This window comes from Streptomyces sp. CA2R106 (assembly GCF_037034245.1).
Lineage (GTDB): Bacteria > Actinomycetota > Actinomycetes > Streptomycetales > Streptomycetaceae > Actinacidiphila.
Window position 1 is genome coordinate 155,231 of sequence record NZ_JBAGKC010000012.1, and the last position, 25,159, is coordinate 180,389.

At 73.1% G+C, this 25,159-nt stretch carries 24 protein-coding genes; 9 read left to right on the forward strand and 15 right to left on the reverse strand.

The features are described from left to right. The first annotated feature begins 23 nt into the window (after positions 1–23). The 4 genes from WA788_RS19655 (at position 24) to WA788_RS19670 (ending at position 6,514) form a co-directional block, all read left to right on the forward strand. A complete protein-coding gene (locus WA788_RS19655; protein ID WP_335979059.1) occupies positions 24–1,265 on the forward strand; it encodes an arginine deiminase in 1,242 nt (413 codons plus the stop codon). An 89-nt stretch (positions 1,266–1,354) separates the two neighbouring features. Beyond that, on the forward strand, positions 1,355–2,353 hold the full coding sequence (gene argF / locus WA788_RS19660) for an ornithine carbamoyltransferase (protein ID WP_335979060.1): 999 nt from the start codon (positions 1,355–1,357) through the stop codon (positions 2,351–2,353). Between the two features lie 162 nt (positions 2,354–2,515). Then, positions 2,516–4,762 (forward strand): DUF4139 domain-containing protein, encoded by a 2,247-nt coding sequence (locus WA788_RS19665; protein WP_335979062.1) that lies wholly within the window; start codon positions 2,516–2,518, stop codon positions 4,760–4,762. A gap of 3 nt (positions 4,763–4,765) precedes the next feature. Continuing rightward, positions 4,766–6,514, forward strand: coding sequence for a DUF4139 domain-containing protein (locus tag WA788_RS19670; RefSeq protein WP_335979064.1), 1,749 nt, complete (start codon positions 4,766–4,768; stop codon positions 6,512–6,514). 89 nt (positions 6,515–6,603) lie between these two features. Here WA788_RS19670 and WA788_RS19675 read toward each other — a convergent pair whose 3' ends face one another. Beyond that, entirely contained in the window at positions 6,604–7,869 is a 1,266-nt protein-coding gene (locus WA788_RS19675) for an ROK family protein (protein ID WP_335979065.1), read from the reverse strand. Between the two features lie 313 nt (positions 7,870–8,182). Between WA788_RS19675 and WA788_RS19680 the strand changes: the two genes are divergently transcribed. The 5 genes from WA788_RS19680 to WA788_RS19700 all read left to right on the forward strand — a co-directional run bounded on the left by WA788_RS19680 (position 8,183) and on the right by WA788_RS19700 (position 13,673). Next, positions 8,183–9,202 carry a Gfo/Idh/MocA family protein gene (locus tag WA788_RS19680; protein ID WP_335979068.1) on the forward strand — a complete coding sequence of 340 codons (1,020 nt, stop codon included), beginning with the start codon at positions 8,183–8,185 and terminating at the stop codon, positions 9,200–9,202. A gap of 149 nt (positions 9,203–9,351) precedes the next feature. Continuing rightward, the gene (locus tag WA788_RS19685) at positions 9,352–10,692 is read left to right on the forward strand and encodes a sugar ABC transporter substrate-binding protein (RefSeq protein ID WP_335979070.1); all 1,341 of its coding nucleotides are present in this window, start codon (positions 9,352–9,354) and stop codon (positions 10,690–10,692) included. Positions 10,693–10,699: 7 nt separating this feature from the next. Further along, on the forward strand, positions 10,700–11,680 hold the full coding sequence (locus WA788_RS19690) for a carbohydrate ABC transporter permease (RefSeq protein WP_335979072.1): 981 nt from the start codon (positions 10,700–10,702) through the stop codon (positions 11,678–11,680). Continuing rightward, positions 11,677–12,609, forward strand: a complete 933-nt coding sequence (locus WA788_RS19695; protein ID WP_335979073.1) for a carbohydrate ABC transporter permease — start codon at positions 11,677–11,679, stop codon at positions 12,607–12,609. The genes WA788_RS19690 and WA788_RS19695 overlap by 4 nt, the downstream gene beginning before the upstream one ends. Further along, the gene (locus WA788_RS19700; protein ID WP_335979075.1) at positions 12,609–13,673 is read left to right on the forward strand and encodes an ABC transporter ATP-binding protein; all 1,065 of its coding nucleotides are present in this window, start codon (positions 12,609–12,611) and stop codon (positions 13,671–13,673) included. Before WA788_RS19695 ends, WA788_RS19700 begins: the two co-directional genes overlap by 1 nt. 84 nt (positions 13,674–13,757) lie before the next feature. Here the strand turns inward: WA788_RS19700 and WA788_RS19705 are convergent, their stop codons facing one another. The 14 genes from WA788_RS19705 to WA788_RS19770 all read right to left on the reverse strand — a co-directional run. Further along, positions 13,758–14,846, reverse strand: coding sequence for an NlpC/P60 family protein (locus WA788_RS19705; RefSeq protein WP_335979076.1), 1,089 nt, complete (start codon positions 14,844–14,846; stop codon positions 13,758–13,760). Between the two features lie 53 nt (positions 14,847–14,899). After that, on the reverse strand, positions 14,900–15,382 hold the full coding sequence (locus WA788_RS19710) for a poly-gamma-glutamate biosynthesis protein PgsC/CapC (protein ID WP_335979078.1): 483 nt from the start codon (positions 15,380–15,382) through the stop codon (positions 14,900–14,902). Beyond that, a complete protein-coding gene (gene pgsB / locus WA788_RS19715) occupies positions 15,379–16,791 on the reverse strand; it encodes a poly-gamma-glutamate synthase PgsB (RefSeq protein WP_335979081.1) in 1,413 nt (470 codons plus the stop codon). Before pgsB ends, WA788_RS19710 begins: the two co-directional genes overlap by 4 nt. Before the next feature lie 15 nt (positions 16,792–16,806). After that, positions 16,807–19,104 (reverse strand): cache domain-containing protein, encoded by a 2,298-nt coding sequence (locus WA788_RS19720; RefSeq protein WP_335979082.1) that lies wholly within the window; start codon positions 19,102–19,104, stop codon positions 16,807–16,809. A gap of 264 nt (positions 19,105–19,368) precedes the next feature. Then, positions 19,369–19,758 carry a gas vesicle protein K gene (locus tag WA788_RS19725; protein ID WP_335979083.1) on the reverse strand — a complete coding sequence of 130 codons (390 nt, stop codon included), beginning with the start codon at positions 19,756–19,758 and terminating at the stop codon, positions 19,369–19,371. A gap of 38 nt (positions 19,759–19,796) precedes the next feature. Then, the gene (locus WA788_RS19730; RefSeq protein ID WP_335979085.1) at positions 19,797–20,030 is read right to left on the reverse strand and encodes a gas vesicle protein; all 234 of its coding nucleotides are present in this window, start codon (positions 20,028–20,030) and stop codon (positions 19,797–19,799) included. Then, positions 20,020–20,874: a GvpL/GvpF family gas vesicle protein gene (locus tag WA788_RS19735; RefSeq protein WP_335979086.1), complete on the reverse strand. Its 855-nt coding sequence runs from the start codon at positions 20,872–20,874 to the stop codon at positions 20,020–20,022. The genes WA788_RS19730 and WA788_RS19735 overlap by 11 nt, the downstream gene beginning before the upstream one ends. Next, entirely contained in the window at positions 20,871–21,317 is a 447-nt protein-coding gene (locus WA788_RS19740; RefSeq protein WP_335979089.1) for a gas vesicle protein, read from the reverse strand. The genes WA788_RS19735 and WA788_RS19740 overlap by 4 nt, the downstream gene beginning before the upstream one ends. Positions 21,318–21,347: 30 nt before the next feature. Beyond that, a complete protein-coding gene (locus WA788_RS19745; protein ID WP_335979090.1) occupies positions 21,348–22,463 on the reverse strand; it encodes an SRPBCC family protein in 1,116 nt (371 codons plus the stop codon). Continuing rightward, positions 22,456–23,085, reverse strand: a complete 630-nt coding sequence (locus tag WA788_RS19750; protein WP_335979092.1) for a hypothetical protein — start codon at positions 23,083–23,085, stop codon at positions 22,456–22,458. Before WA788_RS19750 ends, WA788_RS19745 begins: the two co-directional genes overlap by 8 nt. A gap of 62 nt (positions 23,086–23,147) precedes the next feature. Further along, positions 23,148–23,405, reverse strand: a complete 258-nt coding sequence (locus tag WA788_RS19755; RefSeq protein ID WP_335979094.1) for a gas vesicle protein GvpG — start codon at positions 23,403–23,405, stop codon at positions 23,148–23,150. A 111-nt stretch (positions 23,406–23,516) separates the two neighbouring features. Continuing rightward, positions 23,517–24,230 (reverse strand): GvpL/GvpF family gas vesicle protein, encoded by a 714-nt coding sequence (locus WA788_RS19760; RefSeq protein ID WP_335979095.1) that lies wholly within the window; start codon positions 24,228–24,230, stop codon positions 23,517–23,519. A gap of 3 nt (positions 24,231–24,233) precedes the next feature. Beyond that, on the reverse strand, positions 24,234–24,689 hold the full coding sequence (locus tag WA788_RS19765) for a gas vesicle structural protein GvpA (protein ID WP_335979098.1): 456 nt from the start codon (positions 24,687–24,689) through the stop codon (positions 24,234–24,236). A 102-nt stretch (positions 24,690–24,791) separates the two neighbouring features. After that, positions 24,792–25,159 (reverse strand): gas vesicle protein GvpO (locus tag WA788_RS19770; RefSeq protein ID WP_335979100.1); only part of this gene is annotated, 368 nt, incomplete at its 5' end.

The following is a 25,159-nucleotide window of genomic DNA, read 5'->3' on the forward strand; positions in this document are numbered from 1 at the left end:
TGCACATGGGAAGCTCTTCTTCCATGGCTTCCATGGCGGACAACGGCTTCCACGTCGACTCCGAGACCGGCCGGCTGCGCCGCGTCATCCTGCACCGCCCCGACCTCGAACTGAAGCGGCTGACCCCGACCAACAAGGACGCGCTGCTCTTCGACGACCTGCTGTGGGTGCGCCGGGCCCGCGCCGAGCACGACGGGTTCGCCGACGTGCTGCGGGACCGCGGCGTCGAGGTGCACCTCTTCGGCGACCTGCTCCAGGAGTCGCTGGAGGTGCCCGCGGCCAAGCGGCTCGTGCTGGACCGGGTCTTCGACGAGAAGGAGTACGGCCCGCTGGCCACCGGGCACCTGCGGGCGGCGTTCGACGAGCTGCCCACCCCTGACCTGACCGAGGCGCTGGTCGGGGGCATGACCAAACGCGAGTTCCTGGAGCGCTTCGCCGAGCCGGTCTCGGTCCGGTTCCACGCCATGGACCTGGACGACTTCCTGCTCAGCCCGCTCCCCAACCACCTCTTCACCCGCGACACCTCCGCCTGGGTCTACGACGGGGTGAGCATCAACGCGATGCGCTGGCCGGCCCGGCAGCGCGAGACCGTGCACTTCGAGGCGATCTACCGGCACCACCCGCTCTTCGCCCAGGGCGGTTTCCACGTCTGGTCCGAGGGCCAGCACGCCTACCCGTCGACGATCGAGGGCGGCGACGTGCTGGTGATCGGCCGCGGCGCGGTGCTGATCGGGATGAGCGAGCGCACCACCCCGCAGGCCGTCGAGATGCTGGCGCGCGGACTGTTCGCGGCCGGCTCGGCCCGCACCATCGTGGCGCTCGACATGCCCAAGGGCCGCGCGTTCATGCACCTGGACACCGTGATGACCATGGTCGACGGTGACACCTTCACGCAGTACGCGGGCCTGGGGATGCTGCGCTCGTACACCATCGAGCCGGGCGGGGAGGAGGGCGAGCTGAAGGTCACCGACCACGCGCCGGAGCACATGCACCGTGCGATCGCCGCCGCGCTCGGCCTCGACGCGATCACCGTGCTCACCGCCACCCAGGACGTGCACGCGGCCGAGCGCGAGCAGTGGGACGACGGCTGCAACGTGCTCGCGGTGGAGCCGCGCGTCGTGGTGGCGTACGAGCGGAACGCGACCACCAACACGTTCCTGCGCAAGCGCGGCATCGAGGTGATCGAGATCCCCGGCAGCGAGCTGGGCCGGGGCCGGGGCGGGCCGCGCTGCATGAGCTGCCCGATCGAGCGCGACGCGGTGTGACGAGCGGCCCACTCCCCAGGACTGTATAAGAATGCCGATCATCGTATAGGGTTCCATTGCTCGATGACACCGCACGCTAGGAGTTCCGCATGCCCGTCGACCTCAAGGGCCGGCACTTCCTCAAGGAACTGGACTTCACTCCTGAGGAGTTCCGCCACCTCGTCGCTCTGGCCGCGGAGCTGAAGGCCGCCAAGAAGGCGGGCGCCGAGCAGCAGCGGCTGCGCGGCCGGAACATCGCGCTCGTCTTCGAGAAGACCTCCACCCGCACCCGCAGCGCCTTCGAGGTGGCGGCCGCCGATCAGGGCGCCTCCACCACCTACCTCGACCCGACCGGCTCGCAGATCGGCCACAAGGAGTCGATCAAGGACACCGCCCGGGTGCTGGGCCGGATGTTCGACGGCATCCAGTACCGCGGGCACGGCCAGGCCGCCGTCGAGGAACTGGCCGCGTACGCCGGGGTGCCGGTGTGGAACGGCCTCACCGACGAGTGGCACCCCACCCAGATGCTCGCCGACGTGCTCACCATGACCGAGCACAACCCCAAGCCGCTGCCGGAGATCTCCTACGCCTACCTCGGCGACGCCCGCTACAACATGGGCAACTCGCTGCTGGTCACCGGCGCGCTGCTCGGCATGGACGTGCGGATCGCCGCGCCCGTGTCGATGTGGCCGCACACCGAGATCGTCGCGCAGGCCCGCGCGCTGGCCGACCGGACCGGGGCGCGGATCACCCTCACCGAGAGCGTCGAGGAGGGCGTGCGCGGTGTCGACCACGTGCACACCGACGTGTGGGTGTCGATGGGCGAGCCCAAGGAGGTCTGGGACGAGCGCATCCACCTGCTCTCCCCGTACGCCGTCACCGCCGACGTGATGCGCGCCACCGGCAACCCGGCCGCCACCTTCCTGCACTGCCTGCCCGCCTTCCACGACCTGGGCACCGCCGTCGGCCGCGAGATCCACGCCCGGTACGGCCTGGATCACCTCGAGGTCTCCGACGAGGTCTTCGAGTCCGCGCAGTCCGTCGTCTTCGACCAGGCCGAGAACCGGATGCACACCATCAAGGCGATCCTCGTCTCCACCCTCGGCTGAACCCCTCGACCCGGCCCCCGGTCGACCCGGCCCCGGCCGAACCGCCCCCGGCCGGACCGGCTCCGGCCTGCGGGCGAGCGGGCGAACTCGGCTAGGGTACGGACGAGTTCCGGTCGCGCCGCGGCCGGAAGCGGGCCGGCCGGCAGGGGGAGGCGGGAAGGCATGGCGAACGGCGAGAGCGCGCCGACCACCGGCGCGGCGGAGCGCGCGCCGGACCCGGTGCGTTCCGAACTGACGGCGGTCGTGGTGTACGCGCGGGGCGCGGTGTGCACCCGCCGCGCCACGGTCGCCCTGCCCGTACCCGGCGGAGCGCCCGGCGACGCGCCCGGCGACCCTTCCGGCCACGTCTCCGGAAGCCCGTCCGCCGGCGGTACGGTCCAGGTCCGTGTCGGCGGGCTCCCGCCGACACTGAACGCCGGTTCACTGCGCGGCAGCGTCCGTTCCGGCCCGCCCGGGCTGCGGGTCGCGGACGTCCGTGTCGACGTCACCGCCACCCTGCGGCGCGGCGAACAGGCCCCCGGCCTGCGGCTGGACCTGGAGGACGCGGAGGACCGCCTCGCCCGGCTGCGGGACCGCCGCGACCGGCTGGCGGCCGAGATCGGCGAGGTGGCCGGTTTCCGCGCCGAACCGCCACCGCAGCGGCGCGGTGACCCGCCCCGCTGGGCCCCGGTGGAGTCCATCCTCGCGCTCGCCGGGTTCGTGGACACCCGGCTGGCCGCGCTGCACACCCGGCTGCGCACCACCGAGGACGAGTTGGCGCAGGCCGAACACGACGCCGACGTGCTGCGGCACCGTATCGACGAGGCGTCCGGCGCGCTGCCCACCGACCGGGTGGAGCCGTCGGCGCACGCGGTGGTGACGCTGGTCGCCGACGGCGCCGCACCCGGCGCCGAAGTCCCGGACGCCCCCGGCGGCCAGGGGCCGGCCTGGCCCGAACAAGGCCCGGCGGAAGCCGAACTGGAGCTGGAGTACCACGTACCCGGCGCCACCTGGACCCCCTCCTACCAGCTGCGCCTCGACGGCCGCAGCGGCGCCGCCACCCTGGTGCTGCGCGCCGGCGTCGTCCAGCGCACCGGCGAGGACTGGACCGGCGTACGGCTCGGCCTGTCCACCGCCGACCTGCTGCGCCGCACGAGCCTGCCCGAGCTGCGCAGCCTGCGGATCGGCCGCAGCCAGCCGGCGCCCTCGGGCCCGGGCTGGCGCGAACCCCCGCCCGGGCTCGACGAGTTGTTCACCGGGTACGACTCCGCGCGGCTCGCCGAGCGCGAACCGGCGCCCGGCGGCGCGATACCGGGCGGCGGCCCGGCCGGGCCGCCGCCGTTCGGCCCGCTCGCCGGGGGTTACGGCGCCGCGGCTGAGGCGACCACCGCCGTCGGCTACGGCGCCGCGCCCGAACTCGCCGAGCACACCGCCGGGTTCGGAGCGCCCCCCGCGCCCGGCGCCCCGCCCCTGCCGGCACCCGCGGCCGCGCTGCCCGCGCCTGCCGCGCCCCGGCACGCCGCCCGCCGCTCGGTGACCGCCGCCATGGCCGATACCGCCGCGGGCGCCGGAGCCGCCCGCCCCGCGCCCGCCCCCGAACTCCTCGACTACGCCCGCCTGGTGCTCGCGGGCCCGCAGGAGCACGACGGCCGCGGCACCCTGCGCGCCGCCGACGAGGACACCGACGCGGTCGTCGCGGAGTACCGCGGCCGCGCCGAGGCCGCCGCCGAACTCCCGCTGCCCGCCCACGCGGTGGACGTCCGCCGCTCGGCCGGCTCCTTCGACTACCGCTTCGACACCGCGGCGCCCGTGGACGTGGCGGCGGACGGCCGCCGGCACACCGTGCCGGTCGGCGAGATCCCGGTCCGCACCGCGTTCGAGTACGTCTGCGTGCCCGCGCAGGACACCGCCGTGTTCGGCACGGTCCTGGTCACCAACACCTCCGCGCACCCGCTGCTCGCCGGCCCCGCCGACGTCATGGTCGACGGCGACTTCGTGCGCACCGCCGCGCTGCCCACCCTCGCCCCCGGGCAGCGGCAGGCGGTCGGCCTCGGAGTGGCCGAGAGCGTCCAGGTCGCCCGCCGCGCCCACATGCGCGAGTCCACCGCGGGGCTGCGCGGCGGCACCACGGTCCTCGACCACACCGTGGAGGTGGAGGTCGCCAACCGGCTGCCGTACCCGGCGCTGGTGGAGGTGCGCGAGCGGATACCGACCTCGGCCGACAAGGACGTACGGATCGAGGAGCACCGCGCAGAGCCCCGCTGGAGCGACCCCGGCGCGCCGCTGGACGGCCAGGAGGAGACCTACGTGCCCGGGGCGCGGGTGTGGCGCGTCACGCTGGAACCGGGCCGGACCGTGACGCTGACCGGCGGGTTCGAGATCCGGCTGCCGGTGGGCAAGTCGGTCGTCGGCGGAAACCGGAGGAACTGACCCATGACTGCCGCCCCCGACCCGCGAACGACCACCCCTGATCCGCGGACCCCCGCCCCCGACCCGCAGCAGGCCGCCACCCGGCTGCCGATCACCGCGGTGACCTGCCTGGAGGACCGCGCCCAGGTCGAACGCACCGGCACCGTCACCCTCGCCGCGGGCACGCAGCGGCTGCGGATTGGCCCGGTCACCCCGTTGGCCGTCGACCGCTCGCTGCGCGCCGAGGTCTCCGCGCTCCGGTCCGACGGCGCCCACCCGCCCGCCGGGACCGGAGATCCCGCCGGGACCGGGGACCCCGCCGGCCCCGCCGCCCGCGTTCTCGACGCCCGCGTGATCCGCTCCTACACCCCCGCGCCGCCCGGCGAACCCGGCCGCGACGCCTCGCAGTTGCGCCGCGACGTCCACGACCTGGAGCGGGAGCTGTACGACGCGCGGCAGGTGCAGCAGCGGCAGGAGAACGCCCTCGCGGTGGTCGACCAGGCCAGGACCGACCTGCACCGCGACATCGTGCAGGGCGCGGGCGCGGGTGCCGCCGACCCGGAGCGCTGGGCCGACCGGCTGGACCGCGTCGACCAGGAGGCCGAGACCCGGATCGGCGAACTGCACCGGCTGCGGCGCCGGTTGCACGACATCGACGAGGAACTGCGCGAGGCCCGCGCGGCACTGGCGGCCACCGAGTACGAACCGCAGGTGCTGACCGCGCACCTGGAACTCGTCGTGGAGGCCGAGGAAGCCGGACCGGCCGGGCTGAAGGTCGCCCACCTGGTGCCCTGCGCGCTGTGGCGGCCCGCCTACCGGGCAACCCTGGGCTCCGGCGAGGGGACTTCGGAGCGCGGCACGGTCCGGCTGGAGACCGACGCGTTCGTCTGGCAGGCCACCGGCGAGGACTGGCACGGCGTCACGCTGTCGCTCTCCACCGCCCGCCCCACCCTGGCCGCGAATCCGCCCCCGCTCACCGAGGACGTCCTCACCCTGCGCGAGCGGTCGGCCGAGGAGCGGCGCACCGTGGAGGTGAACCTGCGGGAGGAGGAGATCCGCAGCGTCGGCGCCGACACCGCGGACGGTACGGACGGCGGGGGAGCGGCCGGCGGCGCCGCCCGGGTGCCGGGGCTCGACGACGGCGGCGCGGTGCGCACCCTGGCCGCCCCGCACCCGGTCGACATCCCCTCCGACGGGCGCCCGCACCGCGTGCACCTGTCCGCTTTCACTGCCCCCTGCCGCGCGGAGCGCAGCTGCGCCCCCGAGCTGTCGCCGCTGCCGGTGACCACCGCGCACTTCGCCAACACCGCCGGGCACGTCCTGCTGGCCGGACCGGTGGACCTGGTGCGGGGCAGCGGCTTCGTCGGGCGCGGCGAGCTGGCCTTCACCGGCGTGGGGGCGCAGGTCCGGCTCGCGTTCGGCAGCGAGGACACCTTCCGCGTGGTCCGCCAGGTCGAGGAGAGCCGCGACACCGCGGGCCTGACCGCCATCAACCAGCGCACCGTCATCACCCGCCGGGTGCGGCTGTTCGTCTCCCGGCTCGACGCCCAAGCAGGCGCTCCCGCACAGGAGTTGGTGATCCGCGAGCGGGTCCCGGTCTCGGAGGTCTCCGCGGTCGAGGTGAGGGTCCGCACCGACGCCTCGTCCCCGGCACCCGACGAGGCCGACGCCGAGGGCATCGTCCGCTACACCCTCGCCCTCGGCCCCGGCGAGCACCGCGAGATCACCCTCGTCCACGAACTCACCGCGTCCAGCGCCGTGACGGGCCTGTAGGACCCGCGCCCGCCCCCATACGCCGGCCCCCCGTACGCCGCCCGCCCCCGTCGCCGCCGGCCTCGTACGCCCGTACACCCGTACGCCCGTCAGGCGATCAGCCGCAGGGTGTGGGAGAGCACGAGCCCGGCGGCGCCGAGTTCCGTGACGTGGTCGCCGGCCTCGGCGAAGACGATCTGCGGCGGGCCCGCCGCGGGCTGGAGGATGCGGGACTGCACATGGGCCTCGATCCGGCGGCGGAAGGTGTCGCCGCCGGCGATGGCGTTGCCGTGCAGGATGAACAGGCCGGGCGCCAGGATCTGCTGGAGGTTGATGATGCCCACCGAGATGTTGCGGGCGAACCGGTCGAGCAGGTCGGCGGCCCCGGGGTGGTTGCGGGCGGCCAGCCGCGCGAGCGAACCGGTCGTCATGCTCGGGGCGGCGGGCAGTCCCAGGCGCACGGCCTCGTCGCGCAGCCACCGGTCGGTGGCGATCGTCTCCCAGCAGCCGCGCTGGCCGCACTCGCACACCCGGCCGTCCAACTCCACGACGGTGTGGCCGATCTCGCCGCCCGCCCCGGCCTGGCCGCGCTGCACGGCGCCGTCGATGACGAGGCCGACGCCCAGCGCGTCGGCGAGGTAGAGCGAGGCGAACGACTGGACGCCGCGCGCCTGGCCGAACCACCGGTCGCCCAGCGCCTGGACGCGCGGGTGGTGGTCGAGGTAGACGGGCAGGTCGAGGCGGCGTGAGAGCAGCCGGCCCAGCGGCAGCCCGTCCAGCACGGGTGCGAGGTTGACCTTCATCACCGTGCCGGTATCGGTGTCCACGATGCCGCCGACCGCGATGCCCACCCCCATCGGGGGCGTGCCGCCGGTGGGCAGCACCCGCGCGAGGCAGCCCAGCAGGGTCTCGATCACCTCGTCCGGGTCGGGGCCGTCCGGGCGGAAGCGGCCGTTCGCGGTGGCCAGGATCTCGCCGGCGGCGCTGACCAGCGCGACGTCGACCAGTCCGGGCAGCAGGTGCACCGCGGCGATGGACGGCCCGGCGGGGGAGAACCACAGCGGCCGGGCCGGTTTGCCGCCGGCCGCGCCGCTGGAGCGCGGGTCGCCCTCGGCGAGGATGCCGCTGTCGATCATCGGCTGGACGATCGTGCCGATCGCGGCCCGGGTGGTGCCGGTGAGCCGGGCCAGGTCCGAGCGGGAGAGCGGACCGATGTCGTAGAGCGACTGGAGCACCCGGGCGCGGTTGACCTGGTTGGCCAGGCTCGGGGAGATCAGCGGGGTGGCGGCGCGGGCGGGCTGCGGCCCCACCTGGGGGCGGCCGGGCGGCGGCCCTGCCGGGGTGCGGGCGTCCCGGCGGTCGTGGTCGGACCTCAAGGCGGCTCCATCGGTTGGTGTGAGTAGCCGTTCCAGTACAGCAATGGGCTACGCATCATACAAACCCAGGTGATCGACTGCGTGAGTCATACATCGAGCGACGGTTACACGGGGGAGACTTGCCCGAAATGAGGCACGTCACCTGCGGTGGAGAGTGCAGATCACGGGTGAACGCAAACCCTTGACCTCCTATGTTCGCATGGATAACTTACAAACCCTCGCCTCGGCGGTGACGAGACGAAGCCGCCCCCTCGTGCGGGGCGGGCGCACCCACGGAGCCTCCGCTCCCCGAACAGTCGTGTCAGGAGTCTTGATGGTGAACGTCGGCATAGTCGGCGCCGGAATCCGCGGGCGGATGTACGCGCAGTCGCTCGACGGCTTCCCGGACGCCCGGGTGAAGGCGGTCTGCGACCTGGACCCGAAAGCGGCCGCAAAGGTGGCGGACGAGTTCTCCCTCGCGGCCTTCACCGACCACCGGGCCATGCTGGCGGCCGGCGGCCTCGACGCGGTGATCGTCGCGACGCCCGACTTCGCCCACCGCGAGGTCGCCGTCGACGCCGCCCGCAGCGGCGCCCACCTGCTGCTGGAGAAGCCGCTGGCCATGACCGCCGAGGACTGCCGCGCGATCGGCGACGCGGTGCGCGAGGCGGGGGTGCAGTGCATGGTCGGGTTCGAGAACCGCTGGAACCCGGCCGTCCGCCGCATCCACGACCTGTCGGCCGCCGGCGAGCTGGGGCAGGTGCTGACCCAGAACATCCTGCTCAGCAACACCTACTACGTGCCGACCCGGATGCTGCCGTGGGCGGCGAAGTCCTCGCCGGCGTGGTTCCTGATGAGCCACACCGTCGACGCCGCCCTGTGGGTCGCGGACCAGCCGGTGACCTCGGTCTTCGCCCGCGGCTCGCGCGGCCGGCTCGCCGAGCTCGGCGTGGACACCTGGGACGTCGTGCACGCCCTGCTGACCTTCGCCGACGGCACCACCGCCAACCTGACCTCCACCTGGGTGCTGCCGGACTCCACGCCCTCGATCGTGGACTTCCAGTACAAGGTCGTCGGCAGCAGGTCCGCGGTCGACGTCGACCTCCAGGACCAGAGCTTCCGCCACGCGAGCAGCGCCTACACCTGGCCGGGCATGCTCGGCGGCGAGATCGACGGGCGCCTCCAGGGCCCGCCCACATGGATGGTGCAGTCCTTCGTCGCCAACCTCGCCGCGGGCCGGCCGGTCGGCCCCGGCCTCGACCAGGGCAGTCTGGTCACCGACGTCGTCCTGGCCGTCCTCGCGTCCCTGCGGACCGGCGAGGCCGTGCCCCTCGCCGCGCCGTCCACCGACTGACGCCCCTCGGACCCGGTCCGATGGAGAGATGGCTCACATCACCATTTGTCGCCCGTATCCGTCCGATCGGTGGAGACTCAACCCCAATCCGTCGGGTACCTCCCAGCCCCCAGCGCCGTCCTGAGCGCCACCCCTATGGAGCAGCCACCATGGCCCACCCCTCGCAGCACCCGCAGTCCTCGCACTCGCTGCCGAGCCGCCGCTCGGCGCTCGCCCTCGGCGGCGGCCTGATCGCCGCCGCCGGACTCACGGCCTGCTCGGGGAGCGGCAGCACCGTGAGCAGCGCCTCCGCGAGCCCGCTGGCCCCCGGCTCCACCGCCGGCGGCAGCATCCGCATTCTCGACGACAACACCAACAAGATCTTCGGCTCGGGCGTCGTCGCGCAGTTCGAGAAGGACACCGGGATCAAGGTCGAGAAGTACGAGCAGGCCAACTTCAACGACCTGCACGACCGGCTCGCCACCCTCTTCTCCGCGCAGGACTCCTCTTACGACGTGGTGATGACCTGGGCCGCCTGGTCGGCCGAGTTCGGCCGGGCCGGCTGGCTCCAGCCGCTGGCGAAGTCCGCCGTCCCCTCGGGCGTGCTGCCGGCCGCGCTGGACGCCGTCTCCTACGGCGGCACCGTCTACGGCCTGCCGAAGTTCGCCAGCGCCCAGACGATGTTCTGGAACAAGGACCTCTTCGACAAGGCCGGCCTCGCACCGGACACCGCCCCCGCGAACTGGGCCGACTTCGTCTCGGCCGCCAAGGAGCTGACCGGCGGCGGCGTCTACGGCTACGCGGCCGACATGGGCAACACCGACGGCGCCTACCAGAACTTCCTGCGGGTGCTGCTGCTGAACGGCGGCACGATGTACGGCACGGACGACAAGCCGGCCTTCAACAGCGACAAGGGCGTCGACGCCCTCGACCGGCTGGTCCGCCTGCTGCGCACCGACAAGGTGATGAGCCCCTCCAGCCTCCAGATCACCAACTCCAGCGACCTGAACACCCTGTTCGCAGGCGGCAAGGCCGCGATCGTCTTCAACTGGCCCTCGCAGTACCCGGTCGCCGCCGCGAAGACCGCACTCGGCGCCGCCGCCGTCGGCAGCGGGATACTCCCCGGCATCTCGGTCAGATCCGCCTCGATCGACGGCTCCGAGGGCTTCGCGATCAACAACTACTCCAAGAACAAGGCCGCCGCGCTGAAGTGGCTCCAGTACGTCACGACCCCGGCGGTGCAGCGGGAGATGGTGCAGAAGGAGGGCTGGTTCCCGGTCACCTCCTCGCTGCTCCAGGAGAAGGCGGTCACCGCCGAACTGCCGATCGTCAGCACCTACCTGAAGGAGTCGCGCTACCAGATCAAGCGCTTCGGGGCGCCCTGGTACAGCGACGTGGTCCAGCAGCTCTCCACCAGCATCACCAAGGCGATGCTCGGCCAGACCACCCCCAAGAAGGCCCTCGACACGGCGGCCGACCAGGCGTCGACGATCATCGCCAAGTACAAGTAGGTCACCCATGCCGGCAACCACGCTGACCCCGCCCAGCCGACCGCACGCCGCGCCCCGCCCCGGCGCGGGCCGCGCCGAACGCGGCAACCGGCGGTTCAACCTCCTGCTGATGGCGCCCGCCGTGCTGGTCGTCCTCGCGCTCTTCGCCTACCCGATCGGCTACGCCGGGTGGCTGTCGCTGCACCAGTGGAACGACAAGATCAGCCCCGTGCACCCGTACGTCGGGGTGGACAACTACCACCAGCTATTCTCGGACCCCGCCTACCACGAGGCGCTGAACCGCACCGTGTACTTCTCGGTGATCACCGTGCTGGCCGGCGTCGCGCTCGCGATCGGCCTGGCGGTGCTGCTCACCCAGCAGTTCCGCTTCCGGGCCCTGGCACGGGTGCTGCTCCTCGTCCCCTGGGCGGTGCCGCCCGTGGTCAACGGGATCATGTGGCACCTCATCTTCGACGGGGACACCGGCATCGCCAACACGGTCCTGCGGCACCTGGGCGTCATCGACACCAACAAGCAGTGGCTCTCCTCGCCGACCTCGGCGATGAACGTGCTGATCTTCGCCGAGATGTGGAAGCTCCTGCCGTTCCTGACCCTGCTGTTCATCGCGGCGCTGCAGAGCGTGCCGGCCAACCTCTACCGCGCGGCCAGCATCGACGGCGCCGGCGCGATCCGCCGGTTCGCCTTCATCACCCTGCCCAGCATCCGCACCACGATCCTGTTCGCGCTGATCGTGCAGAGCATGTGGTCGCTGAAGGTGTTCGACACGATCTACGTGCTGACCGGCGGCTCCGGCGGACCGGCCGGCGGCACCACCACCATCAACTTCTTCGCCTACCTGACGACCTTCAGCAACCTCGACCGCGGCTACGGCGCGGCCATCGCCATCAGCATCATGGCGCTGGTGCTGCTGATCGCCGTCTTCTGGATGCTGCTCTTCCGCGCGCCGTCGTGGTTCGTCGCCCGGGGCATGAGGAGGAAGACCGCGTGAACACCTCCCGCACCGCCCCCGCACCCGGTGCCGCGCCCGGCACCGCCCCGGCCCCGTCGGCGCCCGCACCCGCGCCCCGTACCCGCCGCGGCCTGTCCCGGCGGGCGAAGAAGCGGGCCGTCACGGTGCTGCACCGCTTCCTGCTCGTCGTCGCCCTGCTGTACTTCGTCGCGCCCTTCCTGTGGATGCTGGTGTACAGCGTCTTCCCGGCGGCCGACCTGCAACGGGAGAACCCGCGGCTGCACCCGGGCGACCTCACCTTCTCCTCCTACTCCCGCCTGCTCAGCCAGAGCAGCTTCCTCCAGCCGATGCTCAACTCGGCGGTGGTGGGCCTGCTCACCACCCTGATCTGCCTGGCGCTGGGCTCGGTGGCCGCCTACGGACTGGCCCGGCTGCGCTTCCGCGGCAAGCAGGTGCTGCTGCTGGCGATGATGTCGACCCAGGCGATCCCGGTGATCGTGCTCGCGGTGCCGCTGTTCATCGTCGTCCGGATGCTCGGCCTGTTCGACACCCCGGCCGCCCTGGTCATCACCTACACCGCGTTCATCCTGCCGCTGGTGATCTGGATGATGGTGGGCTTCTTCGAGGACATCCCGCTCAGCCTGGAGAAGGCCGCGCGGATCGACGGCTGCAACCGGTGGCAGATCCTGTGGCGGATCGCGGCGCCGCTGGCCGCCCCGGGCCTGGCGGCCACCGGCGTCTTCGCCTTCATCACCGCCTGGAGCGACTTCTTCCTCGCGAAGATCCTCACCGCGAGCAACGCCACGACGCTCCCGGTCAAGACGGCGTCGTTCCAGGGGCTGTTCGCCAACGACTACACCTCGGCGGCCACCGCCGGCGTGATCACCACACTGCCGGTCATGTTGCTGGCGCTCGCCGCACAACGCTGGATCGTGCGCGGCCTTACCGAAGGAGCTGTGAAGGGCTGATGGGAGAAATCGTTCTGGACCGGGTCCACAAGTCCTACGACGGCAGAACCTCCGCGGTGGAGGAGATCTCCTACACCGTCGAGCGCGGCCACTTCGTGACGCTGCTGGGACCGTCGGGCTGCGGCAAGTCCACCACGCTCAACATGATCGCCGGCCTGGAGGACATCTCCGGCGGCACCATCACCATCGACGGCAGCCGGGTCGACGAACTCCCCCCGGACAAGCGGGACCTGGCGTTCGTCTTCCAGGACTACGCGCTGTACCCGCACATGACCGTCTACGAGAACATGGCGTTCGGCCTGCGCATGCGCAAGACCCCGAAGGCGGACATCGACCAGCGGGTCCGGGACGCGGCCGAGCGGCTGTCCCTCGAACCGTTCCTGGACCGCAAGCCCAAGGACCTGTCCGGCGGCCAGCGCCAGCGCGTCGCGCTCGGCCGGGCCATCGCCCGCCGCCCCGCGGTGTTCCTCTTCGACGAGCCGCTGTCCAACCTCGACGCGCTGCTGCGCGACCGCACCCGCACCGAACTCAAGCAGCTGCACCAGGAACTGGGCGCCACCAGCGTCTACGTCACCCACGATCAGGAGGAGGCCCTCACCCTGTCCGACAAGATCGCCGTGATGAGCCGCGGCCGGCTGGAGCAGTACGGCACCCCCGAGGAGATCTACCACAGCCCCGCGACGGAGTTCGTGGCCGTCTTCGTCGGCAAGCCGTCCATCAACCTCTTCGACGCCGTGCTCGACGGCGGCCGGCTGGCCGTCCCCGGCACCGGGATCACCGTCCCCGGCGACGGCATCACCGAGCCGTCGGTACGGCTGGGGCTGCGGCCGGACGAACTCGTCGTGCACCAGCAGCCGGCGGACGGCGACGTGCGCGCGAACGTCAAGCTCATCCAGCCGCTCGGGCACGCCACCGACGTGGCGGTGACCGTCGCCGGCGTCGAACTGCTCGCCCGCGCCCCGGGCTTCCTCGACGTCCGGCCCGGCCAGGAGGTCGGCGTGGACATCACCGGCGCCCGCCGGCACGTCTTCACCGCCGACGGCACCCGGCGGCTGTCCGACTGAGGCCGGGCCGCCGCCGGGTGCAGGCTGCCGGCGGCCCGGCGGCCCGGCGGCCCGGCGGCCCGGGGGTCCGGCGGCCCCGGGCGGTCACAGCCGGCGGGCGACCCGCAGCCCCTCGGCGTAGAAGCCGCTGCCGTCCAGCCGGGCGACGCCGGCCAGATCGCCCATCGTGGGGCCGTTGGCCTGGGAGCGGCTGGAGTAGAACCGAGGGTGGCCCTGGTCGTCCAGGCCCAGGTAGAGCCCGCAGTGGTCGATGGCCAGCGGCTTGCCGATGTTGATCGCGAAGAACACCAGGTCGCCGGGTTGCAGCATGCTCAGGTCGGTGGGCTGCTGCTTGGTGTCCGGGATGAGCAGCACCCCCGGCGCGTAGGCGGCGATCGCGTAGGCGCGGCGGGGCAGGCCGATGCCCGGGGTGTTGGTGGTGTGCAGCGGGTAGCCGCTGCGGTAGCCCCACACCAGGCGCATGAAGCCGGAGCAGTCCACGTCGCCGTAGCGCGCCTTCTCCGGGGTCATCCGGGTGCCGTCGGGGAAGGTCCACGGGATGCCGAGGTAGTCGTAGAAGTCGGACTTCTCGTCGCGGTAGTGGAAGGACGTCTGCGACTCGCCGGGCACCTTGGGGCCGAAGGCCGCGTCACCGGCGTAGCGCAGGCCGTCCGCGTTGTGGCGGACCGGCGCTCCGTCGCCGTACTCGAAGGCGGTGGCGATGACGTCCGCGCCGCGGTCGGCGAGGGTCTTCGGGAACCACGTCCGGAACCAGGCGGTCTTCTCCCGGCCGTGGCTCCACTCCTTGTCCATCAGCCGCACCCAGGCGTCGCTGCGCACCACCGCGGTGGTGGTGCGCGGCTCGCTCCAGGTGCGGGTGGGGCCGGTGAGCACCGCGGTGCGGGCGCCGTCGGTGAAGGTGGCCAGTACCCCGCCGTCGGCGGCGCGCACCACGGTGCGGGCGGGCTTGGACAGCCGCTCGTACCGGTACCCGCCGGTGGGCACGGCCGTCGGCGACGCGCCGTCCTTCGCCGGGGCGGCGGCCTGTGCGCCGTCGCCGCCACCGCTGCCGCCGCGGGAGGCGGCGTACCCGCCGACCGCGCCGGCCGCGGCCACCCCCGCGATGGCACCCAGGACACCCCGGCGGCCGAACTTCCGCGCCGGGGCGCCGTGCTGCGACGGATCGGGACTCATGACACGGTCTCCTCGGGGTTTCGGCGGCGGTTGCGGTCGGGTGGGAGGTGGGATCAGGTGGTGGGCAGCACACCGAGCAGCAGCCCGGCGGCCAGCACGACGTACGCGGCCAGTGTCACCGCGGTGGTGGAGATCGCGGTGGCCGCCATCGGCTGGCGCACCATCTGGTAGGCGATCAGCCCCGGCACGATGAAGCCGAGCGTCTGCGTGGTGTACAGCAGCGGGTACTCGTGCTGGAGGCTGAGCATCACCGTGGCCTGGAGCAGCACCGCCACCAGCACCACGGCCGCGAACAGCCGCTTGCCGTAGAGGATCACGTTGCGCTGGAGGAGCTTGGTCACGCCGAAGGTCAGGACCGTCACGCCGACCATCAGCCCGGCCCGGCCGGCGTCGGTGATCAGCGTCAGCGCCAGCCAGCCCGGGGTGATCATCCCGCCCGGCGACAGGTTGGTGGTGAGGTAGCAGACCAGTGAGAAGACCAGGCCGAGACCGATGCCCAGGGCGGCGATCTGCGGGGTGACGTCGGCGGGGATCACAGCGGCTTCCTCATCATGGGGGCGCGGTCGTCGGAGTCGTAGGGGTACGCCTGGTCCCCACGCGCCTGCGGCACGGGTGCGGGCAGGGCGGGGTAGGGGCTGTGCGGCGTGTGGTTGTCCAGCGCGGCCACCCACTGGAAGGGCTCCGGCTCCGGCGGGCGGGCCACCGCGATCTGGAGGGTGTCCTCGGGGTTGCCCTCGGGGACGTACATCACCGGCTCGTCGGTGTCGTCCAGCGGCAGTTCCGCCAGGCACTCCAGGAACAGCTCGCCCTGGCCGTGGATGTTGCCGATCGCCACCAGGGAGGAGTTCGGGGCGAGTTCGGCGAGCATGTCCCGGGTCAGCAGGTGCGGGTCGCGGCGGTCGCCGCCCAGGTCGACGACGCGGCCGGTCCACTCGGCGGGGATGCCGTCGCGGGCGCTCTTGACCGGGTTGCCGATGAGGAAGACCGCGTCCGGGGCGAGGTCGGGGATGATCGCGCCCATCTGGGCGTTGCGCTCCACCCGGTCCGGGCGGCAGTTGATCACCACGTTCAGCGGGCGGCGGATCGCGCCGAGGTCCTCGAGCTGGCGGACGTTCATCAGCGTGGACTCGGGGTCGTTGGCGGCGAAGACATTGGCGAACCGCACCCGCTTGCCCTCGGCGGTGACATACCGCTCGACGGAGAGCACACCCGGGTCCGGCGGCGCGTCCCACATGCCGCGCAGCGCGGTCTGCCGGTCCACGCCCAGCAGGTCGGCGACGGCCAGCGCGATCGCGACGTTCTCCTTGAAGGTGAACCAGCTGAAGCCGCGCAGCTCCGCGTCGGTCACCGTCTCCGGATCGACCGCGATCAGCCGGCAGTCGCGCTTGGCGGCCTCCTCCTTGAGGATGTGCAGCCGGTCGCGTTCGGCGGTGACGCAGATGCCGCCGACCGGCATGGACCGCGACAGCGAGCGGGCGACGTCGTCCAGGGTCGGCCCCATCTCGGCGAGGTGGTCCTCGCGGACGTTGCACAGCACGCCGATGGTGGAGCGGATCAGCTTCTCCTGGTTGATCTCCTGGAGCGCCGGCATCACCGCCATGCACTCGATCACCAGCGCGTCCGGCTGGTAGGTCGCCGCCCGCCGGACGATGCCGATCTGCTCGACCACGTTGGCCAGGCCGAACTTGCGGTACACCGGCTCCTCGGTGGCGTCCGGGTGGATGAACCGGGCCGCGGTACCGGTGGTCTTGGCCACGGTGACCAGGCCGCCGCCGCGCAGCGCGCCCGCGCACAGCCGGGTGATCGAGCTCTTGCCGCGGATGCCGTTGACCAGTACCCGGGTGGGTATCTGGTCCAGCGAGGCGTTGTGGCGGCGCTGTTCGACCACACCGGCGACCAGCAGCACGGTGCAGCACGTCAGCAGCACGAGATAGAGGAACAGCACGTCGTTTCGTTTCTGCTAAGACCGTGGCGCGGTGTCGCGGGCGGCCGACGGTACGGGGACGCGGGCACCCGGGCCGGACGGGCGGTCGCTCGCCGCCAGCGCCTGCCGGAGCAGTTCGAGGCTGCGGGTCACCGAGCCGGTCTCGTCGTGGTTGACAGGGTAGAGGACGGTGCGCCGGTCGCCGCCGGCCAGCAGCTCGGCGAGCGTGGCCAGCGACCGCAGCGGCCGGACCGTGACGATGTGCAGCCAGCCCAGGCAGGCGACGCCGACGCTCAGCGCGAGCAGCCCGGCGAGCATGGTGCGCCACTGCACCTGGTAGGCGGTCAGCCGCAGCGAGGCGGCCGGCCGCGAGGAGACCACCCGCCAGTCCAGCCCGGCGGCCGGGCCCGACTGCGCCAGCGGTGTCGCGGCGGCCACCGACGGCTTGCCGATCGGCGCGGCGCCGGAGTCGAGCACCTGCGACCGGGGACTGCCCGTGGTGCCGGCCGCGCCCTCGGTGCGGGCGGCGAGCTTGGTCAGCCGGTCGTCGGGCAGCGACTGGAACGCGCGGAACCCGACGTTCGCGGCGAGTACCCGGTGCCGCTGGTCGGTGAGCCAGACATGGCCGAGGCTGGGCCGGGACAGGGTGCGGTCCAGCGCGTGCACGTCGATCTCGCCGAAGAGCACCACCGGTTCGTGCGCGGTCACCACGGCGCCCGCCGCGGCCGGCGGGATCTGCACGTAGGCGGCGATCGAGGGGATACGGCCGGAGGTGTTGACGGTGGTGATGCCGCTGCCGGTCGGGGTGTGGGTGATGGTGCGCAGCGGCTTCGCGCCGACCCGCTCCAGGATGGCCCCGCTGCGGTCGAGCACGTACAGCGCCCGGTACTGCGGGTGCGCGTCCAGCACCTGCCGCATCGGGGTGCGGTCGCCCGCGGCGCTGCGGCCCGCGAGGGTGCCGGCCAGCGCGGTCAGGTCGGTGTAGCGCTGGCCGAGCGACTGCCGGACCCGGTCGGCGGCGGCCTGGGTACGGGCCTGCTGGTCGGCGACCACGATCGAGGGGATGGTGGTGCTGGCGTGCGCCCGGTTGACCAGGAACAGCATCGGCAGCGACCAGGCGGCGACCAGCACCGCGCACAGCGCCAGCACGCTGCGGGCCCCGGGGCGGCGGCGCCGGGGCGGCCGCACCGGGCCCGTGCCGTCGGCGAGTTGGCGGCGGATCGCCTCCAGCGCGCGCCCGACGCGGGCGGGTTCGCCGAACCGCGGCACGGGGACCGGCCGGGTCAGGTCGTCCTCCTCGACGCCGGTGCCCGGCAGGTTCTGCGCGCCGCGGACCAGCCGGGCGGCCGACAGGTGCAGCCGCAGCAGCGGGCGTTGCAGGGTGACCGTCAGCACCAGGGTGATCAGCAGGGCGATCGCCGCGAGCGCGGCGGCGGCCTCGGCGGCGAACCGCACGTGGTCCGCGCCGGCGCTGGAGGAGGTGACCTGGCGGGAGGTGAGCACGGTCAGACCGAGGTCACTGGTGTCGTCGGAGGTCCCGGCGGGGGCGACGGCGGCCCAGCCGGCCAGGGTGCGGTGGCCGCCGGACACGGCGCCGAGCAGGTTTCCGGAGGTGCCGTCGTCGGCGTCGCCGGTGTGCGGCGTGTGGTGCGCGGTGTCGGCGGCGCTCTCGGCGAGCGCGCGGTCGGCCGCGGTGGGCGTCGCGGTGCCCGCGGCACCGGTGTTGAGGATGTTGCCGTCGACGTCGACCAGTCGGGCGGTGCGCCCGTCGCCGTGCACGGTCGGCAGCGTCAGCGGCTCGGAGAGCACCAGCAGCCAGGTCCGGCGCGAGGAGGCGGTCGCGCTCTTCCTGGTGTCGGGCAGGCTGATCCGGCTGAAGAACAGCAGCCGGGGCGTGGTGCCGGTGGCGCGGGTCAGCCGCGCCGGGATGCCGCCGCCGCGGTGGTCGCGGTCCTGCGCCACCACGTCGACCCCGGCCAGCGGCAGCGTCTCGCCGCCGGCGGCCGCCTCACGGCCGGTGACCGGGTCGAACAGGGCCGCGCCCCGTGCGTCCGGCCGGGCGGCCAGCATCGCCTTGACCGCCGCCGTCGTGCTGCCGCCGTCGGCTGTCTTGTAGGTGCGGACCGCGTGCCGCAGTGCGTCGGCCTCGGTCTGCACCGAGGTGCGCAGCGACTCGGCGGTGTCGGCGGCGATCGCGCCCTCGGCGTCGCGTGCGGCCTGCGGGACGTCGTGCCGGCCGGTCAGCGCGATGCTGAGCACGGTGGTGCCGGCCACCGCGAGGAGCAGGCACAGCAGGATGGCGATCGGCGGTCGTATACCGCCGAGCAGGGGCATGTCAGCGCGCCAGCGGATGCGGTGGCGCCGCGGCGCTGGATCGACCGTGAGCAGGGCAGGGTCCTCTTCCTGGCGGCGAGGCCCACGGCCGCGCGACGACAACGCCGGCACGGTAGCCGGATGATGAGCGAATGATTATCACATTTTTACCGGACTGATCGCTTCCGCACGGGACTGTCTGCCCGCAGTCGGACGAACGTCACACCGCCGTCACGCAACGGCCGCCGTACGACGGCTCACCGGGCCATGGCCGCCGCCGAACCCTCACGGTTCCTCGCGGGGCAGCAGGGACCCCAGCGGACCCAGGTCGAGGTTCAGATCGCTCATGGACAGCCCGTAGCGCTCGCAGAGCTCCGCCATGCGGTCCTGGAGAACCATCAGCGTCAGGCCGATCCGCTCCTCCTGGTCCTCGCTGAGGCCGCCCTGGTCGACCCGGTGCAGGGCGGTGCGTTCCATCAGCTGCCGGAGCAACTCCACAATGGTCAGCACCAGCTTGACCAGGTCGCGTTCCACCGTGTCGGGGTCCGTCGCGAGCCGCGTGGCGAGCCGGTCGCCCACGTCGGACACGGCGGCGTCCCCGGGCCCGGCGGGCGCGAGGTCGAAGGCCCTCGCCGCCGCCTGCGCCACCTCGTTCCACCGGGTGTCTTCGCTCATCGTTCCTCCTCCCGTCGGGGTCCCGCCCCGGACCGCCGTCACCGCACGGTCGGCGTCCAGGGCGGCGGCGCGTCCGGTCCGAGGGAACGGATCACCGCGCGCAGGTTGATGTGCACAAGGTCCACGTCGGCGATCGACAGGACCAGGTCGCCGGTGACCACCGCGCCACCGGTCAGCAGGCGGTCCAGCAGGTCGATCAGCGCGACCTGCCGGTCCGCGGCCGGGGCGGGCGGCGCTCCGGCGCGGGCGGAGCCCGCCGCGTCACCGGCCATGCGCGTCCTTAGGCCCCGGACCGGCGGGTTCGGCCGCCGCGAACGAGTACGGCGCCCACGGCCCGGTGACCTCCACCCGCGCGCCCGGCGCCTCACCCTCACGCGCCATGGCGTCGAGCCGGCGGACCGCGGCGCAGAAGGCGTCCCCCCGGGCGGAGGGGACGAGGAAGGCCAGGTTCGCCACGTTCTCCCCGGAGTCGGGAGCGAAGTGCCCCTGGTGCGGACGGTGGCTGACGCCGGCCACCGCGAACTCGCCCGCCGTCCCCAGCACCCTCTCGGTCAGCGCCTGGGCGCACCGGTGCGCGGTGTCCCGGTCGTCGCGCTGCGCCCGGCGGCGGCGCAGGTAGGCCCGCCCGGGGCTCTCGGCCGCCGCGGGGGCCGGGGGAGCGGCGGCCTCTGCCGAGGCCGAGCGCCGGGCCCGCCCGGCATCCGTGAAGACCTTGACACCCCACTCCAGGGTGCCGTCCACGCGGGCCAACCGGTCCTCGAACCAGGCGGCTCGCTCCGCCAGCATGCGCGCCACGCTCTCGTCGTCGCGGTGGACCGTGGCCAGGCGCATCGGCAGGACGACCGCGGTGGCGAACGCCGCGGCCACCACGTCATGGTGGGCCCGGGCGGTGTCCTCCAGGGCTGCCAGGTCCTCCAGTTGGGCGCGGAAGCCCTCCTCGCCGTACCGGTCCGCCGGGACATCGGCGACCAGCGCCCCGAGCCCCGCCTCCCGCACGACATGGACGGGGGCGCCCGCCACCCCGGCGGTGCCGATCCGTCCGACGGCTTCGCCGAGCGCGGGGGTGTCCCGGCCGACCGCGTAGACGTAGGAGACGTCGGTCCGCTGTCCGTTCACCGCTCACCCTCCTCAAGGTCGGCCGGCCGCGGGGCGCCGTCGGCGGCGATGGCGGAGGTCTCCCTCAGGCGGGCGATCTCCGCGCGCAGGCGGTCGTTCTCCGCGGCGAGCGGGTCGCGGTGGGAAGCCCGGGAGGACGGAGGCGCGCCCCGGTCCGCCTCGGCGCCCGCGTCCCTTCGGCCTGCCCCGGAGGAGAGCGACGGGTCGTGCTCCCACCAGTCGATGCCCATCTCCTTCGCCTTGTCGACCGAGGCGACGAGCAGCCGGAGCTTGATGGTCAGCAGTTCGATGTCGAGCAGATTGATCTGGATGTCCCCCGCGATGACCACGCCCTTGTCCAGCACCCTCTCCAGGATGTCGGCCAGGTTCGCGGTCGAGGGGCTCTGGCCGTACGGGGAGGCCGTGGCGGGCGACCCCAGACGGCCGGCCAGTGAATCGGACATATGCCTCAACCCTGTCTCGGTCGGGACCCGTCAGCGGCGGGCCGTGGCGGGACGGCGGCGCGGTCGCCGCGTCGGCTCTTCCTCCGGTTCCTCCAGTTCCTCCGGTTCGGCGTCCTCGGCGTCCTCCGGCCCGTAATCCTCGGCGTCGTCCTCGGGCAGGTCCGCGTCCTCCCCGATCTCGTCGTCGGCGAGGTCCTCCTCCGGCAGTTCGTCGTCGGGAAGTTCGTCGTCGGCGCCGCCGGTGAACTCCGCTTCGTCCGCGTCCGGGTCACGCTCGTCGTCGCGGTCCCGGGCGTCCTGCCCGCCGTCCTCGTCCTCGACCGCCTGCTCGTGCCCGACGGTCACCTTGCCGTCGTGGATCTCCCCGCGCCAGCCGTCGGCGTCCTCACCGCGCATCATGACGAACTTGCGGTAGAGCTTGAGGTCCAGGCGGGCCCGACGGCCCTGGGCCCGCCATATGTTGCCCGTCTTCTCGACAAGTCCCTTGGGGAAGTACTCCAGGACCAGCAGCACCCGGGTCAGGTCCTCGGTGATCGGGTGAAAGGTCACCACACCCTTGACGGTGCCCTTGGCGCCTTCCGTGGTCCACGCGATCCGTTCGTCCGGGATCTGCTCGGTGACGTTCGCCCGCCAGCTCCGGGTGGACTTCGCGACCTTCACCTTCCAGTTGGTGGTGGTGTCGTCGGCCTTCTCGACGCTGACCACGCCCTTGGCGAACGTGCTGAACTCCTGGAACCGCGTCCACTGGTCGTACGCCTGGCGGACCGGCACCCCGACGTCGATGTCCTCCACGATGGTGACGCTCTTGGACTTCCCGCCGCCGCCCCGGCCCTTCCCCGACCCGCTGAACAGGCCCTTGACCTTCTCCTTCACGGTGTCCTTCAGGTGGGCGGTGCCAGCGGCGGTCAGCGCCTGGGCGGGGGACTTGCCCTCGCTGATGGCCTTGCCGCCCTTGGCCAGCGGGCCGGCCAGGCCGCCGCCGCCCTCGCCGAGCCGGCCGATGCCTTCACCGAGTCTGGCGCCCAGACCCTCCACCGCCTTGACCGCACGGGCCTGAAGGTAGTCCCGCACCTCCGTGCGCAGCCGTTCGACCTTGGGGTTGCCGGTGACGGACTCGCGCAGCGTGCGCGTCGCGGACTCAGGCATCGTCGCCCCCTTCCCGGCTGCCCCGGCGGGCTGCCCCGGCGGACCCAGAAGATCCCGAAGACCCCGAAGCTCCTGAGGACTTGGCGGATTTCGCCTTGGCGGCCGTCCTGCGGGCGGTCCCCGGCGCCTTGCCCGCGGCCCGGGCCGCCGGCTTGCCCCGAGTTGCCGCCTTGCGGGCCGGAGCGGCGCCCTTCTTACCGGCCTTGCCGGCCGCGGACCCCGTACGGCGGACGGTACGGCGGGCCGAACCGCCGTCCTCCCGCGGCTCCTCCTCGTCCTCGTCGCGGTCCTCGGCGCGGTCCTCGGCGTCGTCCTCCCCGCTCGCGCCGCTCCGCAGACTGGCGGTGCGCTCGTGCAAGGAGTCGGCGAGGCCGGTGACCCGCTTGGCCAGGGCGTCCTTCGCGGCCGTGGCGGTGGCCTGGACGACCTGCTCACGCGCCTGGCCGCCGAGTTCGCCGAGCACCGGCGACTTCATCAGCGTCTGCCGGAGCGCGTCCGGGTCCAGCCGGAACTTCCGGCCGACCAGGAACGTGCCCAGGCCGATGGCCAGTCTGGCCTTCTTGGTGCGCCCCAGGAGGTATCCCCCCACCAGGGCCGTGCCGATCTTCGCGTTCGTCATCATCGTCTGCGTACCTCGGTTCCTTGCGATCTGTGTGATCTGTGCGATCAGCGGGACCCGCGCGATCAGCCGGGGTCGGGCAGCTCCCGCCGCCGGACCTCCAGCCACTCCAGCCGGTCGAGCAGTTCGTCCTCCCGCGCGTCGAACTCCGCCTCGTCGATCCGGCCCTCCAGCAGCGCCCTCTCCAGTGCGGCCAGCTCCGCGCGTACGGGCGCGGGGTCATAGGTCTCGCGCTCCGCCTGGGCGATCACCTGGTCGAGGACCCACCTGCTCCCGCGCAGCGGCGCGAGCGGAAACGTGAGCAGACCGGTGATCAGCCCCATGGCGGAACTCCTTCGCACGGTGCCGGAACCGGCCGCTCGGGCCGGGCCGGCGGGGATCGGACGGCTTGGTCGGACGCGGCTGACGGTCGGTCAGCAAAAGATGACGGATGGTCAGACGAAGCTGTAGGGCGGCAGTGGGCCGTTCAACGTGAACGCGTAGCCGGTGCCCCGCCGGTCGGCCTCGTCCTCCACCGCGCGGACGAACTCCTCGGCCCGGTCCTCGCTCACCAGGAAGGACGTGTTGAGAAAGCACGCGGCGGTCGGCTTCGCGTCGCTGCGGCCGGCCGCGCGGGGCTCCAGCCCCGCGATGATGCCCACCGCGTCGTGCTCCTGCCGGTTGCGGGTCTCGACGGCGAGGAGTTCGCCGAGGGCCACCTTCCGCCCGGGGTCGCCGGGTTCGGCGCGCGTGAGCTCGTTGAGCCGGCGCGCCTCGGGCACCTCGGCGACGATCTGCCGCAGCAGGTCGTCCTCGTCCCTGGTGACCTTCAGGTTGTACTCCCGGCAGCCGTCGAGTTCGGCCAGCCGCTCGGTGTACCGGTCGGTGTCCGCGGCGATCGCGGCGACGGCCTGCTCGTCGTCCGGGGCGACCAGGCCGAAGCGCATCGGCAGGACGGCGCCGTCCTGGAGCAGCCGGTCGAGCACCCGCTGGTGGGCCAGCACGTCGCGCCGCTTGGCCCGCAGTCCCTCGGGCACGTCACTGGCGACGGCCGCCAGCCGGTCGGCGCGCAGCACCCGTATCTCCTGCGCGGGTTCGCCGACCCCAGCGGTGCCGTCCAGGCGCAGCGGGTGCTCGGCGCCGACGATCGCGTAGATGTACGTGGCCACCGGTCAGTCCTCCCTGCTGCGGCGGGCCGCGGGACGGCGGCTGCTGCCGGACGCGGACTTGCGCGTGCTCTTGTCGTCCTCGGAGTCCGCGTCGGACCCGGAGTCGCCGCCGCGCAGCCCCTCGCCGATGGCCTCGACCGCGCCGGCGAGCGCGCCCTTGGACTTGCCCTTGGCGCCGGACTCGGTCGCCTCCCCGACCAGATCGGTGAGCTGGGAGGGCGCCTTGCGGCCCGACTCGAGGTCGAGGCGGTTGCACGCTTCGGCGAAGCGCAGGTACGTGTCGACGCTGGCGACGACCACCCGTGCGTCGATCTTGAGGATCTCGATGCCCACCAGGGACACCCGGACGAAGGCGTCGATGACGAGGCCGCGGTCCAGGATCAGTTCCAGGACGTCGTAGAGGGTGCCGGAGTTGCCGCCACCGGAGACGGTGGCGCTGCTCTGCGTGGCAACAGTCACGCTGGATCATCCTTTCCGTTCCGGCCTGTTCGCACAGGCCGCCGAGTGCGGGTCGCGGGGCGGGCCGTGGTGCGCCGCTGAGCCCTCCCGGGGACCCGGAGGTCAGCGCTCAACCCGGCCTCGGGCGTACCGTCCGGTGCGCTCGTAGCCGACGATGCGGCCCCTGCGGTCGAGATCGACGCGGTAGGAGGCCATCACGCTGGTGGTGTCGGGAATCCGCGGGATCTCCACGACCTCCACCTGCGCGGTCCATCCCTGGTCCGTGCCCTTGAGCGCGGAGACGCCGGCGGGCTCGCTCTGGAGCAGTTCGGACAGCTCGCTCGTCACCGCACGCATGACCTCGGCCATCGCAGGCCGTTCGTCCGCGCCGCCGGCGCCGCCGGCGTTGCTGCCGTTCCCGCTGTCGCTGTCGTCCCCGCCGTCCGCACGGTTCCTGCCGTCCTTCGTCGTCATGCTCCGGTCCAGTCGCC

Coding starts and splice junctions, on each gene's coding strand:
- WA788_RS19655 (WP_335979059.1), top strand. CDS start 24: ATGGCTTCCATGGCGGACAACGGCTTCCACGTCGACTCCGAGACCGGC.
- argF (WP_335979060.1), top strand. CDS start 1,355: ATGCCCGTCGACCTCAAGGGCCGGCACTTCCTCAAGGAACTGGACTTC.
- WA788_RS19665 (WP_335979062.1), top strand. CDS start 2,516: ATGGCGAACGGCGAGAGCGCGCCGACCACCGGCGCGGCGGAGCGCGCG.
- WA788_RS19670 (WP_335979064.1), top strand. CDS start 4,766: ATGACTGCCGCCCCCGACCCGCGAACGACCACCCCTGATCCGCGGACC.
- WA788_RS19680 (WP_335979068.1), top strand. CDS start 8,183: ATGGTGAACGTCGGCATAGTCGGCGCCGGAATCCGCGGGCGGATGTAC.
- WA788_RS19685 (WP_335979070.1), top strand. CDS start 9,352: ATGGCCCACCCCTCGCAGCACCCGCAGTCCTCGCACTCGCTGCCGAGC.
- WA788_RS19690 (WP_335979072.1), top strand. CDS start 10,700: ATGCCGGCAACCACGCTGACCCCGCCCAGCCGACCGCACGCCGCGCCC.
- WA788_RS19700 (WP_335979075.1), top strand. CDS start 12,609: ATGGGAGAAATCGTTCTGGACCGGGTCCACAAGTCCTACGACGGCAGA.
- WA788_RS19705 (WP_335979076.1), bottom strand. CDS start 14,846: ATGAGTCCCGATCCGTCGCAGCACGGCGCCCCGGCGCGGAAGTTCGGC.
- WA788_RS19720 (WP_335979082.1), bottom strand. CDS start 19,104: ATGCCCCTGCTCGGCGGTATACGACCGCCGATCGCCATCCTGCTGTGC.
- WA788_RS19725 (WP_335979083.1), bottom strand. CDS start 19,758: ATGAGCGAAGACACCCGGTGGAACGAGGTGGCGCAGGCGGCGGCGAGG.
- WA788_RS19730 (WP_335979085.1), bottom strand. CDS start 20,030: ATGGCCGGTGACGCGGCGGGCTCCGCCCGCGCCGGAGCGCCGCCCGCC.
- WA788_RS19740 (WP_335979089.1), bottom strand. CDS start 21,317: ATGTCCGATTCACTGGCCGGCCGTCTGGGGTCGCCCGCCACGGCCTCC.
- WA788_RS19745 (WP_335979090.1), bottom strand. CDS start 22,463: ATGCCTGAGTCCGCGACGCGCACGCTGCGCGAGTCCGTCACCGGCAAC.
- WA788_RS19750 (WP_335979092.1), bottom strand. CDS start 23,085: ATGATGACGAACGCGAAGATCGGCACGGCCCTGGTGGGGGGATACCTC.
- WA788_RS19755 (WP_335979094.1), bottom strand. CDS start 23,405: ATGGGGCTGATCACCGGTCTGCTCACGTTTCCGCTCGCGCCGCTGCGC.